The organism is Enterobacter cloacae complex sp. EB5 (assembly GCF_031432835.1).
Classification (GTDB): Bacteria; Pseudomonadota; Gammaproteobacteria; order Enterobacterales; family Enterobacteriaceae; genus Enterobacter; species Enterobacter hormaechei_C.
In genome coordinates, this window is record NZ_CP133860.1 from 3,325,241 (window position 1) to 3,341,465 (window position 16,225).

Annotated in this window: 20 protein-coding genes; 17 read left to right on the forward strand and 3 right to left on the reverse strand. The window is 55.0% G+C overall.

Features of this window, described 5'->3' with window-relative positions; all coding sequences use genetic code 11:
* Positions 1 to 19 precede the first annotated feature (19 nt).
* The 13 genes from RHN82_RS16005 (at position 20) to acpS (ending at position 10,021) form a co-directional block, all read left to right on the forward strand.
* On the forward strand, positions 20 to 334 hold the full coding sequence (locus RHN82_RS16005) for a hypothetical protein (protein ID WP_022651029.1): 315 nt from the start codon (positions 20 to 22) through the stop codon (positions 332 to 334).
* On the forward strand, positions 335 to 1,006 hold the full coding sequence (locus tag RHN82_RS16010) for a hypothetical protein (protein ID WP_059356093.1): 672 nt from the start codon (positions 335 to 337) through the stop codon (positions 1,004 to 1,006).
* Positions 1,007 to 1,113: 107 nt separating this feature from the next.
* Positions 1,114 to 1,347, forward strand: coding sequence for a hypothetical protein (locus tag RHN82_RS16015; RefSeq protein WP_017382566.1), 234 nt, complete (start codon positions 1,114 to 1,116; stop codon positions 1,345 to 1,347).
* Positions 1,348 to 1,405: 58 nt separating this feature from the next.
* Entirely contained in the window at positions 1,406 to 2,680 is a 1,275-nt protein-coding gene (locus RHN82_RS16020; protein WP_310398386.1) for a phage tail protein, read from the forward strand.
* 82 nt (positions 2,681 to 2,762) lie between these two features.
* Positions 2,763 to 3,002 carry a hypothetical protein gene (locus RHN82_RS16025; RefSeq protein ID WP_047050339.1) on the forward strand — a complete coding sequence of 80 codons (240 nt, stop codon included), beginning with the start codon at positions 2,763 to 2,765 and terminating at the stop codon, positions 3,000 to 3,002.
* Positions 3,002 to 3,325 carry a hypothetical protein gene (locus tag RHN82_RS16030; protein WP_047050338.1) on the forward strand — a complete coding sequence of 108 codons (324 nt, stop codon included), beginning with the start codon at positions 3,002 to 3,004 and terminating at the stop codon, positions 3,323 to 3,325. The genes RHN82_RS16025 and RHN82_RS16030 overlap by 1 nt, the downstream gene beginning before the upstream one ends.
* Positions 3,326 to 3,507: 182 nt before the next feature.
* Positions 3,508 to 5,313 carry a translation elongation factor 4 gene (gene lepA / locus RHN82_RS16035; protein ID WP_047050336.1) on the forward strand — a complete coding sequence of 602 codons (1,806 nt, stop codon included), beginning with the start codon at positions 3,508 to 3,510 and terminating at the stop codon, positions 5,311 to 5,313.
* Positions 5,314 to 5,328: 15 nt separating this feature from the next.
* Positions 5,329 to 6,303: a signal peptidase I gene (lepB, locus tag RHN82_RS16040; RefSeq protein ID WP_047050334.1), complete on the forward strand. Its 975-nt coding sequence runs from the start codon at positions 5,329 to 5,331 to the stop codon at positions 6,301 to 6,303.
* A 223-nt stretch (positions 6,304 to 6,526) separates the two neighbouring features.
* Entirely contained in the window at positions 6,527 to 7,207 is a 681-nt protein-coding gene (gene rnc / locus RHN82_RS16045; RefSeq protein WP_003860711.1) for a ribonuclease III, read from the forward strand.
* A complete protein-coding gene (era, locus tag RHN82_RS16050) occupies positions 7,204 to 8,109 on the forward strand; it encodes a GTPase Era (RefSeq protein ID WP_003860709.1) in 906 nt (301 codons plus the stop codon). The genes rnc and era overlap by 4 nt, the downstream gene beginning before the upstream one ends.
* A gap of 17 nt (positions 8,110 to 8,126) precedes the next feature.
* The gene (recO, locus tag RHN82_RS16055; protein ID WP_015572142.1) at positions 8,127 to 8,834 is read left to right on the forward strand and encodes a DNA repair protein RecO; all 708 of its coding nucleotides are present in this window, start codon (positions 8,127 to 8,129) and stop codon (positions 8,832 to 8,834) included.
* 75 nt (positions 8,835 to 8,909) lie between these two features.
* Positions 8,910 to 9,641: a pyridoxine 5'-phosphate synthase gene (pdxJ, locus tag RHN82_RS16060; protein WP_047050331.1), complete on the forward strand. Its 732-nt coding sequence runs from the start codon at positions 8,910 to 8,912 to the stop codon at positions 9,639 to 9,641.
* Complete coding sequence (acpS, locus tag RHN82_RS16065; RefSeq protein WP_047050330.1) at positions 9,641 to 10,021, forward strand: holo-ACP synthase; 381 nt, start codon at positions 9,641 to 9,643, stop codon at positions 10,019 to 10,021. The genes pdxJ and acpS overlap by 1 nt, the downstream gene beginning before the upstream one ends.
* Here acpS and RHN82_RS16070 read toward each other — a convergent pair.
* Positions 10,018 to 10,278: a YfhL family 4Fe-4S dicluster ferredoxin gene (locus RHN82_RS16070; RefSeq protein WP_003860704.1), complete on the reverse strand. Its 261-nt coding sequence runs from the start codon at positions 10,276 to 10,278 to the stop codon at positions 10,018 to 10,020. The two genes, acpS and RHN82_RS16070, sit on opposite strands and share 4 nt — an antisense overlap.
* A 56-nt stretch (positions 10,279 to 10,334) precedes the next feature.
* Positions 10,335 to 11,183 carry a MurR/RpiR family transcriptional regulator gene (locus tag RHN82_RS16075; protein WP_023300733.1) on the reverse strand — a complete coding sequence of 283 codons (849 nt, stop codon included), beginning with the start codon at positions 11,181 to 11,183 and terminating at the stop codon, positions 10,335 to 10,337.
* Between the two features lie 118 nt (positions 11,184 to 11,301).
* On the opposite strand from RHN82_RS16075, the gene murQ reads away from it, so the two are divergent.
* The 4 genes from murQ to tadA are packed head-to-tail and all read left to right on the forward strand — an operon-like array spanning position 11,302 to position 14,775.
* On the forward strand, positions 11,302 to 12,198 hold the full coding sequence (gene murQ, locus RHN82_RS16080) for an N-acetylmuramic acid 6-phosphate etherase (protein WP_015572145.1): 897 nt from the start codon (positions 11,302 to 11,304) through the stop codon (positions 12,196 to 12,198).
* A 9-nt stretch (positions 12,199 to 12,207) separates the two neighbouring features.
* Positions 12,208 to 13,572 carry a PTS transporter subunit EIIC gene (locus RHN82_RS16085; RefSeq protein ID WP_023295166.1) on the forward strand — a complete coding sequence of 455 codons (1,365 nt, stop codon included), beginning with the start codon at positions 12,208 to 12,210 and terminating at the stop codon, positions 13,570 to 13,572.
* Positions 13,573 to 13,575: 3 nt separating this feature from the next.
* Positions 13,576 to 14,211 carry a phosphatidylglycerophosphatase C gene (yfhb, locus tag RHN82_RS16090; protein ID WP_003860696.1) on the forward strand — a complete coding sequence of 212 codons (636 nt, stop codon included), beginning with the start codon at positions 13,576 to 13,578 and terminating at the stop codon, positions 14,209 to 14,211.
* Between the two features lie 57 nt (positions 14,212 to 14,268).
* Complete coding sequence (gene tadA / locus RHN82_RS16095) at positions 14,269 to 14,775, forward strand: tRNA adenosine(34) deaminase TadA (RefSeq protein WP_047050325.1); 507 nt, start codon at positions 14,269 to 14,271, stop codon at positions 14,773 to 14,775.
* Here tadA and mltF read toward each other — a convergent pair.
* Positions 14,663 to 16,213 (reverse strand): membrane-bound lytic murein transglycosylase MltF, encoded by a 1,551-nt coding sequence (gene mltF / locus RHN82_RS16100; protein WP_047050324.1) that lies wholly within the window; start codon positions 16,211 to 16,213, stop codon positions 14,663 to 14,665. The two genes, tadA and mltF, sit on opposite strands and share 113 nt — an antisense overlap.
* Positions 16,214 to 16,225 lie beyond the last annotated feature (12 nt).

The following is a 16,225-nucleotide window of genomic DNA, read 5'->3' on the forward strand; positions in this document are numbered from 1 at the left end:
TTTTTTTCAGGAGGACTGGATGGCGGAATATGGTGTTCAGACATGGGACGCCTCAGGCAATGTAAATAACTATGGCGTTAAGCCTGTCAGCGTTTGTGGCTATCTCCAGCTGGCCCAGAACCAGAAAACAGGCTCTTACACCGTAGCGCTTCCACCGGGTTGCAGGCTGACCTATTTTCAGAGCATGAACGGCGATCAGTTTGGTACGAGTCGGAGGAAGATCACCATTTCAGGGGGAACAGCAACAGTGTCAGCAGTAGGCGATACCGACTACTCAGCAGGGACTGAGCCTGCGGCAGCGGCTTATCTCATTTTCCAGATCGAGAGGGCATAAATGGCGGAGTATGGCGTTTTACTGACGACCACGAGCGGGGAAGTATGGGTGACCGCGAACAGCTCGCCAATCGCTCTTCAGGCGCGAAAGACAGCGGCACTTCAGGGAACATCGGGGTTCAATACCAAAGTGACGCACACATTCCCCGCAGGCCAGCCTGTTGTCGCCTTCGTTCATTGCACGGTTGAGGTCGAAATCACTCAGACGATAAGCGGGAACACCATCACGATTGAATTTCTCAGACCGAATGCAACCGGCACAGCGTACGTTTATTTTTTCTCTATTTTCCCGCAGACAAAGCCAGACTACGGGCTGGCTGTGTGGGATGCATCAGGGACGCTGATTTTAACAAACGAAACGCGCACGCTGAGCGATGTTGTCACCCTCGGTACCGCCGGGGTGGATGCCAGCTCAGGATACAACATCAATACAACTCTGGCGGGGAAGTGGGCCTGCATGCCTGCCATGCTGGGACTAATTACCGGGGTTGTATCGGCTGGCGGTCAACCGCAGCCCTACTCGGCCATATACAAGAGCATGGCAAAGCTTGAGGGAGGCAATACGCGGATATTCGCCAGGCCGCAGACAACCCCAGGCGGCAACCTTCAGAACGTTGCTTATTCGAATCTGAGGAACGTGATTATGGCCATTAACTGCGCCAATTATGATTGATCGTTTTTAGCGATCAATTTTGAATAATTGATCTATCAAATCAATTATATCCCATTGATTCATATTGTTATTGTGTAGTTTCATGAATGCCCTGGGATATAACCACTATGAAAAATATGATTCTTTGCCTGGCGGTAGCGGTATTGCTCTCCGGTTGCGCTGGCGTTATTGAGAAGCAGCAACCCGTATGCACCGGAACAGCCCTGGTCGGCGGACAGGAAAGCAGCGTCCAGATCTACGGAGTCCGTAAACAAAACAATCAGACGCAGTACCGCGCCGGTTATCCCTTTAACTGGTCATGGGTGAGCGCCAACACGTTCACCAGCACCACCTGCCACTAACCCATTCAGTTTTGAACAAACCCCGCTCCGGCGGGGTTTTTTATTGCCTGGAGAAAACATGATTTATACTACTGGCACTATCGCCATCAGCGGAAATACCCTTACAGGTACCGGCACAAACTTCACTGCTGCTGGATCTCTTATTCGTAACGGATGTACCGTTATTGCAATGACCAGCCCTGTGCAGGTATTTCAGATTACCACCATTGGCAGCGCAACAAGTCTCACCGTAACGCCAGCGGCTAACCCAGCAGTTCCCGCCGGAACCCGATTTGCCATTCTTCTGAGTGACAGTCTGAGCGTGGATGGTCTGGCGCAGGATATCGCTGAAACCTTCACGATGTACCAGCGCTACATGAGCGGGTTCGCTGATGTAATGAACGGGACATCTGATGTCACCATCACTATCAATGGCACTGCCGTTACCGTACCGGGTCAAAAATCGCTGGCGAAGAAAGGGGCTAACAGCGACATTACCAGCCTTTCTGGGCTGAAAACAGCTCTCAGCATTGAGCAGGGAGGGACCGGGGCAAAGAATGCCGCTGACGCTCGCACAAACCTCGGTTTAGACAAAACAGTAAATATCGAAGGAAACCAGTCCATTTCAGGAGAGAAAAACTTCACTGGCCCTTTGAAAATTACCGCAGCATATCCGCAAATTACTTTATGGGCGACTGCCCAGCCAAACGGCACTTATGGTCGGGTAGTTACATTCGGTAGTGAGGGTAACAAAACCTTCATTGCTGCACGGCAATGGGAAGGCGGAAATAACACTTGCGTGACCTATCTGCCCACTTTTAAGGACGGTTATTTCACATTCTGGACAACCTCAAATACGACAGTAACCTCTGACGGAACCATTAAACAGGCTTCTCCCATTGCCAGAATCGTTAAGTCTCAGGGAGAGAACCGGCGTACGGATATTGAAAATGATGGATTCACATGGTGCGGCTGCGGCACGGCTAACGCCGAGGCAGAGGGAGTATCCATTTCTCGCCTTGACACGGGGGTTTACGAACTTACTGGTTCGGCAGGCCTGGCATCGGAAGGCTGGCAATTGCTGCCGCCAATGGACCCGGGTGGAATGGGAGAACTGGGTGTGGTAGAAGCCGAGCAAACCGAAAGTGGCAAACTGACTATCCGCCTGTTTAAGCGAAAATACCTGCTAGGCGATGAAGGGGAGATCGTCAAAACAAAAGGGGCTCCTATGGATGTTCCGGCCAACAGCTGGATCGACGTACGCCTCGACATGCCTGATGATAGCATTTGGAATACAAGATCTTCTGAAGCTTCTCTGGAACTGACAGAGCAGCCAGCAGTCATTCAGCCTTAAAAATTAATAGGCGAACCCAAATTGATCTGCATTCCATTTCAAACTACTGTATATAAATACAGTAATAAAGGGAGTGCAGATTATGCCCCGAATTTCAGATATTCAGGCCGCCTTTATTGCGGTCATAGAGCTTAACCCAAAGGGCTACCGCTACCTGAGAACAGACCGCTTCATACAAAAGTTGCGTGGTTTTAACTGGCACTTTACCCGTGACGATGCAAACAAGTGGATAGAGCGCAATCAGCCAGGCTTCGCTGACAAGACGACAGACGGTAGCGACAACAGGTACTGGATCCTGCGTAACATGGGGAGGGTCCACTGATGGGATTTGCATCACCAGCAGCTGATTACGTTGAGCGCCAGCTCACTCCCGAAATTCTGTGCAACATGGGTGCCGACAGCAGGGTTCTTGAAACTGATATGGGATTCGCGGTTATCGAGCCTGTAGTGATGAAGACACCAGGAGATGTGTTGCTGATTTTGTGCGACGGACACACACAGTTTGCCAAGCTGATGGGACGATCGCTCATAACAGACGACGGCGAAGCGATCGAAGGGTCTGCGCTGGAAGAAGTTGAGGTATTGGGTAGAGTGACGTTCTTCATCAACCGTGCGCTGAGCGATGATGACTGCCCAACAATTTAATTTTCATTGCTTAACCGTAGGCACTCGTTATCACACGATGAACAGGAGATCGTATGCTGACGATTTGGGCGCTACAGTGTAATATGCATGCCAGTCGTTGATGGGGTAGTTACTGTGGAGTGTCCACCGCTGTGTCCATCAAGAAGATTTAATCCGCATAGCGAGTAAATAAATTCATACATATGAAGAACATAAGAAATTTCTCCATCATTGCTCACATTGACCACGGTAAGTCGACGCTGTCTGACCGTATTATCCAGATTTGCGGTGGCCTGTCTGATCGTGAAATGGCAGCCCAGGTTCTGGACTCCATGGACCTGGAACGCGAACGTGGTATTACCATCAAAGCGCAGAGCGTGACGCTCGACTATAAAGCTTCCGATGGTGAAACCTATCAGCTGAACTTTATCGACACCCCAGGGCACGTTGACTTCTCTTATGAAGTGTCACGCTCGCTGGCGGCCTGCGAAGGCGCGCTGCTGGTGGTGGATGCCGGACAGGGCGTAGAGGCCCAGACGCTGGCAAACTGCTACACCGCCATGGAAATGGATCTCGAAGTGGTGCCGGTTCTGAATAAAATCGACCTGCCAGCCGCCGATCCTGAGCGCGTAGCGGAAGAGATTGAAGACATCGTCGGTATTGATGCGACCGATGCAGTGCGCTGCTCGGCGAAAACCGGCGTCGGCGTTCCGGATGTACTGGAACGTCTGGTGCGTGATATTCCGCCGCCGGAAGGCGACCCGGAGGCGCCGCTACAGGCGCTGATCATCGACTCCTGGTTTGATAACTACCTCGGCGTTGTCTCGCTGGTGCGTATTAAAAACGGCACCATGCGTAAAGGCGACAAAATCAAGGTCATGAGCACCGGCCAGGTCTACAACGCTGACCGTCTGGGCATCTTCACGCCAAAACAGGTTGACCGTACCGAACTGAAATGCGGCGAAGTGGGCTGGCTGGTCTGTGCAATTAAAGACATCCTCGGCGCGCCAGTAGGCGATACCCTGACCGGCGCACGTAACCCGGCAGATAAAGCGCTGCCAGGCTTCAAAAAGGTGAAACCGCAGGTTTATGCGGGTCTGTTCCCGGTCAGCTCCGACGATTACGAGAACTTCCGCGATGCGCTCGGAAAACTGAGCCTGAACGATGCCTCCCTGTTCTACGAGCCAGAAAGCTCAACGGCGCTGGGCTTTGGCTTCCGCTGTGGCTTCCTCGGTCTGCTGCACATGGAGATCATTCAGGAACGTCTGGAGCGTGAATACGATCTGGATCTGATCACCACCGCCCCGACGGTTGTCTACGAAGTAGAAACCACGTCGAAAGAGGTGATCTACGTTGACAGCCCGTCCAAGCTCCCGCCGCTGAACAATATTCAGGAACTGCGCGAGCCAATCGCAGAGTGTCACATGCTGCTGCCGCAGGAATTCCTCGGTAACGTGATCACCCTGTGTATTGAGAAGCGTGGCGTTCAGACCAACATGGTTTACCACGGTAACCAGGTGGCGCTGACCTATGAAATTCCGATGGCGGAAGTGGTGCTCGACTTCTTCGACCGTCTGAAGTCTACCTCCCGTGGCTATGCGTCGCTGGACTACAACTTCAAACGCTTCCAGGCCTCGAACATGGTTCGTGTGGACGTGCTGATCAACGGCGAGCGTGTGGATGCGCTGGCGCTGATCACCCACAACGATAACGCACCGTACCGTGGTCGTGAGCTGGTTGAGAAGATGAAAGATCTGATCCCGCGTCAGCAGTTTGACATTGCGATTCAGGCGGCCATTGGCAACCACATCATTGCCCGTTCAACCGTGAAGCAGCTGCGTAAAAACGTTCTGGCTAAGTGCTACGGCGGCGACGTCAGCCGTAAGAAAAAGCTGTTGCAGAAGCAGAAAGAAGGTAAGAAGCGTATGAAGCAGGTCGGTAACGTTGAGCTGCCGCAGGAAGCATTCCTTGCCATCCTTCATGTTGGTAAAGACGGTAACGGTAAATAACCTTAAGGAGTTGGCATGGCGAACATGTTTGCCCTGATCCTGGTCATCGCTACCCTGGTGACAGGTCTGTTGTGGTGCCTGGATAAGTTTATCTTCGCCCCAAAACGCCGTGAACGTCAGGCTGCCGCGCAGGCAGCCACGGGCGATGCGCTGGACGCGAAAACCCTGAAAAAAGTCGGCCCAAAACCGGGATGGCTGGAGACAGGGGCATCGGTATTCCCGGTGCTGGCGATTGTGCTGGTGGTGCGTTCATTTATCTATGAACCGTTCCAGATCCCGTCAGGATCGATGATGCCAACGCTGCTGATCGGCGATTTCATTCTGGTTGAAAAGTTTGCCTATGGCATCAAAGATCCGATCTACCAGAAAACGCTGATCGAAACGGGTCATCCGAAACGTGGCGACATCGTGGTGTTTAAATATCCGGAAGATCCGCGGCTGGATTATATTAAACGCGCGGTAGGTCTGCCGGGCGATAAAGTGACCTACGATCCGGTGGCGAAAGAGGTGACCATTCAGCCAGGCTGTAGCTCTGGCACCGCATGTGAAAATGCGCTGCCAGTCACTTACTCCAACGTTGAGCCAGCTGATTTTGTGCAGACCTTCGCCCGCCGTAACGGCGGTGAAGCGACCAGCGGATTCTTCCAGGTGCCAAAAGGCGAAACCAAAGAGAACGGCATTCGTCTGGTTGAACGCAAAGAGACGCTGGGCGATGTCACTCACCGCATTCTGACCGTGCCAATCGCACAGGATCAGCTGGCAATGTACTACCAGCAGCCAGGCCAACAGCTGGCGACCTGGATTGTGCCGCCGGGACACTACTTCATGATGGGTGACAACCGCGATAACTCTGCGGACAGCCGTTACTGGGGCTTTGTGCCGGAAGCGAATCTGGTCGGTAAAGCAACCGCTATCTGGATGAGTTTTGAGAAGCAGGAAGGCGAGTGGCCGACCGGCATTCGCCTGAATCGTATTGGCGGAATTCATTAATTTTCGTCAAAAATAACACGTAGCGGCTTTTATTCGCCGCTACGTGAATTATTTCAGCGATAAATCTCTTTGAACTAACGACATCCCCTGTCGTTGTGTATAGAATATTCCCCCGAAGTTTAAGGTTGGCCCTGCAAGGGTGCCACGGCACACGAAACCGCGTTGGTTTTCTCAGGTCGGTTTCGTGTGCTGCATTTTTGACGCATTCATTTATTGGTATCGCATGAACCCCATCGTAATTAATCGGCTTCAACGGAAGCTGGGCTACACTTTTCATCATCAGGAGTTGTTGCAACAGGCATTAACCCATCGCAGTGCCAGCAGCAAACATAATGAGCGTCTCGAGTTTTTAGGCGACTCTATTTTAAGTTTCGTGATTGCAAATGCGCTTTATCATCGTTTTCCGCGTGTGGACGAAGGTGATATGAGCCGCATGCGCGCCACGCTGGTGCGCGGCAATACCCTCGCTGAAATCGCACGCGAGTTTGAGCTGGGTGAATGTCTGCGTCTGGGGCCAGGTGAGCTGAAAAGTGGTGGTTTCCGTCGTGAATCCATCCTTGCCGATACGGTCGAGGCATTGATCGGTGGCGTGTTCCTGGACAGCGATATCCAGACCGTAGAAAAGCTGATCCTGAACTGGTATCAGACCCGCCTGGACGAAATCAGCCCGGGCGATAAACAAAAAGATCCTAAAACGCGTCTGCAAGAATATTTGCAGGGTCGTCATCTGCCGCTGCCATCCTATCTGGTGGTGCAGGTGCGTGGCGAAGCCCACGATCAGGAATTTACCATCCATTGCCAGGTCAGTGGCCTGAGTGAACCGGTGGTCGGCACGGGTTCAAGCCGTCGTAAGGCTGAACAGGCTGCCGCCGAACAGGCGTTAAAAATGCTGGAGCTGGAATGAGCATCGACAAAACCTATTGCGGATTTATTGCCATCGTCGGACGTCCGAACGTTGGCAAATCTACCCTGCTGAATAACCTGCTTGGGCAGAAGATTTCTATCACCTCGCGTAAGGCGCAGACCACGCGTCACCGCATCGTCGGTATCCATACTGAAGGCGCGTATCAGGCGATCTACGTCGATACCCCGGGCCTGCACATGGAAGAGAAGCGCGCCATCAACCGTCTGATGAACAAGGCGGCGAGCAGCTCCATTGGCGACGTAGAGCTGGTGATTTTCGTTGTGGAAGGCACCCGCTGGACGCCGGACGACGAAATGGTCCTGAACAAGCTGCGCGACGGCAAAACGCCGGTGATCCTCGCGGTCAATAAAGTGGACAACGTGCAGGAAAAAGCCGATCTGCTGCCGCACCTGCAATGGCTGGGCAGCCAGATGAACTTCCTGGACATCGTCCCGCTGTCTGCGGAAACGGGTCTGAACGTTGATACCATCGCGGGCATCGTGCGCAAGCATCTGCCGGAAGCGACTCATCACTTCCCGGAAGACTACATCACCGATCGCTCTCAGCGTTTTATGGCGTCTGAAATCATCCGTGAGAAGCTGATGCGTTTCCTGGGCGCCGAGCTGCCGTACTCTGTGACGGTGGAGATCGAGCGTTTCCAGAGCAACGAGCGCGGCGGTTACGATATCAACGGTCTGATCCTCGTTGAGCGAGAAGGGCAGAAGAAGATGGTGATCGGCAATAAAGGCGCCAAGATCAAGACTATCGGAATCGAAGCCCGTAAAGACATGCAGGACATGTTTGAAGCACCGGTTCACCTGGAACTGTGGGTGAAAGTGAAATCTGGCTGGGCCGATGATGAGCGTGCGCTGCGCAGCCTCGGTTACGGCGAAGACCAGTAACTCAAGACGACGAGCATATGGATGGATGGCAGCGCGCCTTTGTCCTGCATAGTCGTCCCTGGAGCGAAACCAGCCTGATGCTGGACGTCTTCACGGAAGAGTCCGGTCGCGTGCGCCTTGTTGCCAAAGGCGCACGTTCCAGACGTTCTAATCTGAAAGGTGCCTTGCAGCCTTTCACCCCGCTGCTGGTCCGCTTTGGCGGGCGAGGGGAAGTCAAAACCCTGCGCAGTGCTGAAGCCGTCTCCCTGGCGCTTCCTCTTTCTGGTATCACGCTCTACAGCGGTTTGTATGTTAACGAACTCATCTCACGGGTTCTTGAACATGAGACCCGCTTCTCTGAACTTTTCTTTGATTACCTGCACTGTATTCAGGCACTTGCTGGCGCAACCGGCACCCCTGAGCCTGTGCTGCGTCGTTTCGAACTGGCGCTGCTCGGACATCTTGGTTACGGCGTTGATTTTCTGCACTGTGCGGGAAGCGGCGACGAGGTAGAAGATACCATGACCTATCGCTATCGTGAGGAAAAGGGCTTTATTGCCAGTGTCGTCGTCGATAACAGCACCTTTACCGGGCGCCAGCTCCGGGCGCTGTATGAACGCGAGTTCCCGGACGCCGACACCCTGCGTGCGGCAAAACGCTTTACCCGAATTGCGCTCAAGCCGTATCTTGGGGGCAAACCTTTAAAGAGCCGCGAATTATTCAGGCAGTTTATGCCGAAACGCTAATGTTTTACCCCTCACCCCAGCCCTCTCCCGGAGGGAGAGGGAGAAGGTAAATGAACAAAAATACCGAGGATTGTCATGGCTGAATTACTGTTAGGCGTCAACATCGATCACATCGCCACGTTACGTAATGCACGCGGTACCGCGTATCCCGATCCGGTTCAGGCGGCGTTTATCGCCGAGCAGGCTGGCGCCGACGGCATTACCGTTCACCTGCGTGAAGATCGTCGCCACATCACCGACCGCGACGTACGCATCCTGCGTCAGACGCTGGACACCCGCATGAACCTGGAGATGGCGGTCACCGAAGAGATGCTGACCATTGCCTGCGAGACCAAACCGCATTTCTGCTGCCTGGTGCCGGAAAAGCGTCAGGAAGTGACCACCGAAGGCGGTCTGGATGTGGCCGGGCAGCTCGACAAAATGCGCGATGCCTGCAAACGCCTGGCGGATGCCGGTATCCTGGTTTCTCTGTTTATCGACGCCGATTTCAGCCAGATTAAAGCCGCTGCCGACGTGGGCGCGCCGTATATTGAAATTCACACCGGCTGCTATGCCGATGCCGAAAACGACGCAGCGCAGGCGAAAGAGCTGGAGCGAATCGCCAGAGCGGCAACCTACGCCGCGAGCCTGGGACTGAAGGTTAACGCCGGACACGGCCTGACCTATCACAACGTAAAAGCCATCGCTGCCCTGCCGGAAATGCACGAGCTGAACATCGGCCACGCCATTATTGGTCGTGCGGTGATGAGCGGCCTGAAAGAAGCGGTTTCCGAGATGAAGCGCCTGATGCTGGAAGCGCGTCAGTAATGGCTATTCTGGGCTTAGGCACCGATATCGTTGAAATAGCCCGCATTGAAGCGGTGATCGCCCGGAGCGGCGATCGCCTCGCAAGACGCGTGCTGAGCGATAACGAATGGGCTATCTGGGAGGCGCATCAACAGCCGGTGCGCTTTCTGGCAAAGCGTTTCGCGGTAAAAGAGGCGGCGGCGAAGGCGTTCGGCACGGGCATTCGTAACGGCCTGGCGTTTAACCAGTTTGAAGTGTATAACGATGAGCTGGGTAAGCCACGTCTGCGTTTATGGGGCGAGGCGCTTAAGCTGGCGGAAAGGCTGGGCGTGGCGCACATGCACGTAACGCTTGCCGATGAACGTCACTACGCCTGTGCGACGGTGATCATCGAGAGTTAAATTTTGTCCGCATGATGCATCAGGACAAACTTATCCCACAGCTGTTCTTCGTTCTCGACGTGTGCCGGATCTTTTAAGATCGTATTGGGAATGGGGCACACCTTCTGGCAGGTCGGCGTCTCATAGTGGCCGATACATTCGGTGCAGCGGTCGCTGTTAATCTCATAAATGCTGTCGCCCATCGAAATCGCCTCGTTCGGGCATTCGGGTTCGCACATATCGCAGTTGATGCATTTTTTGGTGATTAACAGCGCCATCAGGAAATTCTCAGAAACATCACAAACAGGGCGGGCATTATACGCTCATTCGTTGTTCAGACCAGTTTTTTTACCAGCTCTTCGCTGTGACGAATACGCTCTGGCGCACGCTCCAGATCCTGCTGAACCAGCGCCATAAACAGCAGGTCCGTCAGCATCATCTGCGCACTCGTCGACGAAATCGCCGCACTGCGAGTGGCCTGTTCCTCGGCAATGGTATACAGACAGCGGGTGGCCCGCTGCTGGAGCGCATTCGGGCTGAAGCCAGTAATCGCCAGAATTTTTCCTCCTACGCGCAGGGCTTCGTCGGTAGCCATATTAATTTCACGGCGCTCGCCGGAATAGGAGATGGCCAGCAGTAAATCGTCAGGATCCATGGCCTGCACGGTCGCCAGCAGCGCGTGCATATCCTGTTCAACGATGGCGTTATAGCCGATTTTTGTCAGCTTCCAGCCAAAGTTACGTGCAACCAGTCCGGAGGCGCCGATCCCGGTCAGCACAATACGCCGCGCGTCGCGAAGCATGGCTACGCTTTCCAGCAGTTTCTCTTCCGTGTTCACATCCAGCGTGGCATGCATTGCCGCCACGTTCTCCTTGATCAGCTTTTCGCCGACCAGACGCATCGGATCGTCGCCGCGGATCTGGTTATGCACCGGCATTGACTGCGGATTAGGGTTGCTCACAAGGGCTTCGCTGATCGCCAGTTTTAGCGCCGGAAAGCCCTTATAGCCTATCTTCTGGGCAAATTTCACCACGCTCGACTGGCTCACCCCGGCTTCGCCTGCCAGCTGCTGGGAGCTGAGGTGTCGCGCGCGATCGGGCTGGGAAAGTAAAAAATCCGCCAGCTTTTTGTCACTCTGGGCAAACCCGGCGTAGCGCTGGCGAATACGAATTAAACAGTTCATACGGTCTCCTGGCGAAAATGTGATTACCCGCGCAAATACGAATTTTGCTCGCCTGAATGAATTTTATATTCCATTATAGTGCGTTTATTATGAATTAAAAATTCCAGAGGTAAATAATATGAATCTAGGCTCTCTTGTTTCTGAAACGCGTAACCCGCAAACCATGGATCTTGATGCACTGTCCACGCTGGAGCTGGTAAACCGCTTTAATCAACAGGATACCCTCGTCGCGCTGGCAGTCAAAGAGACATTGCCCGAGGTGGCGAAAGCCGTAGACGCCGCTGCCGACGCTCTGAAAGCAGGAGGACGCATTATTTACATGGGGGCGGGTACCAGTGGGCGCCTCGGTGTGCTGGATGCCTCAGAATGTCCCCCGACGTTTGGCGTTCCGCACGGTCTGGTCGTTGGCCTGATTGCCGGTGGCCCCGGCGCGCTGCTGAAAGCGGTGGAAGGGGCAGAAGACAATAAACAGCTTGGGGAAGACGATCTCAGGGCGCTGAACCTGACCGCGCAGGATCTGGTCGTCGGGCTGGCGGCTTCTGGTCGTACGCCGTACGTCATTGGTGGGTTGGAATACGCCAGACAGACGGGATGTACCACGGTAGCCATCTCCTGTAACCCGGGCTCGCCGATTGCGCAGGTGGCCGCCATTGCCATCTCTCCGGTCGTCGGGCCGGAAGCGCTCACCGGCTCCACGCGCCTGAAATCGGGAACCGCGCAGAAGCTGGTGCTCAATATGATCTCCACCGGCGCGATGGTGAAATTCGGCAAGGTCTACCAAAACCTGATGGTGGATATGCAGGCCACCAACGTCAAGCTGGTGGACAGAGCCTGCCGCATGGTGATAGAGGCGACAGGGGCAGGTCGGGAAGAGGCGGAAGCGGTACTCAAACAGACCGATTACGACGTCAAACCCGCCATTCTGATGATATTAACCGGGCTGGATGCAGCCGCGGCCAGAGCCAGGCTCGAAGCCCATCACGGGTTTTTACGGGCGGCATTAGAACACCAATAAGAGGCGTGTATGGACAAAACAGCAGCGCTCGCCAGCGACATCCTGCTTGGGATCGGTGGGGAAAAAAATATTCAGCGTCTGGAAAACTGCATGACGCGTGTACGCGTCGAGGTGCACAACGACGAAAAGCTTGATTTAACGCGCCTGAAGCAGCTTCCCGGCGTGAGCGGGTACGTTAAACAGGGGCAACAGCACCAGTTGATTGTCGGTCCAGGCAAAGCGGCGCAGGTGGTTGATGCCATGCGCGCCCTGATGACGGGCGGTGAAACGGCTCCCACCTTTGACGACGCGGAACGCACCAAAGCGCAGGCGAAAGCCAAATACAAAGCCCCCATGAGCGATGCGCTGCGCCAGCTGGCAAACGTCTTTATTCCGCTGATCCCGGCGTTTATCGCGTCGGGGCTGATCACCGGGATTATCAATATCCTCAAGCGTCCGGATATTGTCGGGAATTTCGCTACCCAGTATCCGAACCTGCTGGGCATTCTGGCGATTTTCGGCAGCGCGGTGTTTGCCATCATGAACATTCTGGTGGGGGTGAACACGGCCAAAGTGTTCGGCGGCTCGCTGGCGATGGGCGGCGTAATGGCGGGGATCCTCTCCAGCCCGCAGCTGGCGCAGATTACGCTGTTTGGCGAGGCGCTTCAGCCTGGCCGCGGTGGGGTGATTGCCGTGCTGCTGGTGGTCATTCTGATGTGCTGGATCGAGAAAAAGCTGCGCGCGGTGCTGCCCGGCTCGATTGAGCTGATCCTCAACCCGCTGCTGACCACATTGATTACCGGGAGCGTGGCGATTGTGGCGCTGCAACCGTTAGGCGGCGTGATCTCTGAAGCCATCGCCCACGGCGCGTCTCTGGCGATCGATCGCGGCGGGCTGCTGGTGGGGGCCGTGCTGTCCGGGACCTTCCTGCCGTTAGTCCTGACCGGTCTGCATCAGGGGCTGGTGCCGATCCATGTCGAACTGGTACAGGCGCACGGCTATAACGCACTGCTGCCGATCCTGTCGATGGCGGGCGTTGGGCAGGTCGGCGCGGCCATCGCGGTGCTGATGAAAACCCGCAACGCGCGTCTGAAAAAGGTCATTAAAGGGGCGCTGCCGGTCGGGTTACTCGGTATCGGCGAGCCGCTGATTTTCGGCGTGACCTTGCCGCTGGGTAAACCGTTCCTGGCCGCCTGTCTCGGTGGTGCGGTGGGCGGGGCGCTAATCAGCTACTGGAAAGTGGCGACCGTCATTACCTTCGGGATCTCCGGTTTACCGCTGGCATTAACCATCGTGACCGGAAAAGTCATGCTCTATCTGTTAGGCTATCTGGTAGCGGTGATCGCCGGGTTCCTGTTTACCTGGCTGTTAGGATTCAACGACCCAGAGGAGTAAGGTTTGGCCAGTCACGAGCGTCGCGTTGTCTTTTTTGATCTGGATGGAACGCTGCATCAGCAGGATATGTTCGGTACCTTTATGCGCTACCTGCTGCGGCGCCAGCCCCTTAACGCGTTGCTGGTATTACCCCTGTTACCCGTTATTGGCATCGCGCTGCTGGTGAAAGGCCGAGCAGCGCGCTGGCCGATGAGCCTGCTGCTCTGGGGATGCACGTTTGGTCATAGCGAAGCGCGTCTTAAGCAGCTCGAACAGGATTTTGCGCACTGGTTTCGCGGGCACGTCGCCGCGTTTCCCGTGGTACAGGCGCGCCTGACCAGCTATCTCGACGCCAACGATGCCGATATCTGGCTGATTACCGGCTCCCCGCAGACGCTGGTGGAGCAGGTCTATTTTGATACGCCCTGGCTGCCGCGCGTAAATCTTATCGCCACACAGATCGCGCGCGGCTACGGCGGCTGGGTGCTCACCCTGCGCTGCCTCGGACATGAAAAAGTGGTGCAGCTGGAAAAACGCATCGGTACGCCGCTGCGTCTGTACAGCGGCTACAGCGACAGCAAGCAGGACAACCCGCTGCTCTATTTTTGCCAGCACCGCTGGCGCGTCACGCCTCTGGGCGAACTTCAGCAACTCGAATAGTCTTATCCATAAGGGGTGTGTATAATGCCGCCCGCTTTTCGACTGGAGTATTAGCCCTTGTCCAACCCTGAACACAATCATGAATACTGGATGCGCCATGCGCTGGCGCTGGCTCAGCGCGCCTGGGAAGAGGGCGAAGTGCCCGTGGGCGCGGTGCTGGTCCATAACAATCAGGTGATTGGGGAAGGGTGGAACCGTCCGATTGGCCGTCACGATCCTACCGCGCATGCTGAAATTATGGCCCTGCGTCAGGGCGGACTGGTGCTGCAAAACTATCGTCTGCTTGATACCACCCTGTATGTCACCCTTGAGCCGTGCGTGATGTGCTCCGGGGCGATGGTGCACAGCCGAATCGGTACGCTGGTGTTTGGTGCGCGGGATGAAAAGACGGGCGCTGCTGGTTCACTGATGGACGTACTTGGGCATCCGGGGATGAATCACCAGGTGAAAACTATCGGCGGGGTACTTGCACCAGAATGTTCGGGTCTGTTAAGTGACTTTTTTCGAATGCGTCGGCAGCAGAAAAAGCAACAAAAGGCAGAATTGAAGCCGCAGGGTGATTAAGCTCGTCCGGTGCGACCACCGGATAGCTTTCAGCCAGCTGTTGCGCCTCGGTCGCCTCTTTTTCTTTCTCCAGCAGATATCCCACCAGGCTTATCTGGTACTTACGAATATTTTCCACGTAGGCATACGCTTCATGCCCGCGCGCATAGCCGTACGTCAGCTTCTGGTACCACTGTTTCTGGCTAAGCAGCGGCAGGCGCTGTTTTACATCTGACCAGCTGTCCGGGTTACCTTTGGTTTTTGCCGTCAGCGCCCGCGCGTCGAGCATATGCGCATAACCCATGTTATAGGCGGCCAGCGCAAACCAGATACGCTCCCCTTCCGGGACCGTCTCCGGCACTTTCGCCATCATATCCTGTAAATACTGCGCGCCGCCGCTGATGCTCTGTTCCGCATCGGTCCGGTCGCTGATGCCGAGGCTCTGGGCGGTATTTTTGGTTAGCATCATCAACCCGCGCACGCCCGTGGGGGAGGTGGCCTGAGCATCCCAGTGCGATTCCTGGTAGGAAATCGCCGCCAGCAGCTTCCAGTCAATCTCCTGAGCGTACTTCTCAAACAGCGGTTGCAGATCCGGCAGCACGCTGTCCACCGCGCGCAGGAAGGTGCGGGTGTCAACGTAATCAAAATCGTCCCCGTGACCGAGATATTTCTCTTCCAGGCGCGCCAGGGTGCCGTCTTCATTGATGGAATTAAAGAAATCGAGCATGGCCGCAGAGACGGTTTGATCGTCGTCCAGCTGGGTAAACCAGGTCACCGGCTGTTCGTCGGTCACATCCAGCGCCACGGCAATTTCAGGATGAACGCGCTGGAAAAGGCTGATCGCCACCGAATCAGCAATGGTATAGGCCAGCTTTTTATCTTTAACCTGCTCCAGCAATTCGGTCGTGCCGAGTTTAGGATCGACCGTCCAGCTGAGGTTAGGGTATTTTTTCTCTTTCAACGCCCGCAGATCGTCAATCACCACATGGCCTGGCGCAATGGTCAACTGCTGGTCGGTGATGTCGGCCAGTGAGCGCGGGCGCAGGCTACCCACACGATAAACCACCTGCTGCGACACGGAGTAATAGGTCGGGCCCGGCTGATAGTTTTTGCTGCGTTCGCTGTTGTACACCAGACCTGCGGCGAGAATATCGGCACGGTCATGGTCCAAATCATCAAACAGCTGGTTGATGTTCTGCCGCACGGTAACTTTCAGCTTTACGCCCAGATAGTCCGCAAATAGCTGTGCCAGTTCGTAATCAAGACCGATAGTTTTACCGTTGATATCGTCGTAAATAAGCGGGGAGGAGAGGGTACTGACGCGCAACTCCCCCCGCTCCTGAATGGCGGCGATACGGTTTTCGGCCTTGCCGAACCAGGGGATAGACGGCCAGAGGGCCACTGCCAGCAGCAACGTAACAATGCCGATGAGCAGATAATTAATCTTTAATTTTTTCAATTAGTTAATTCT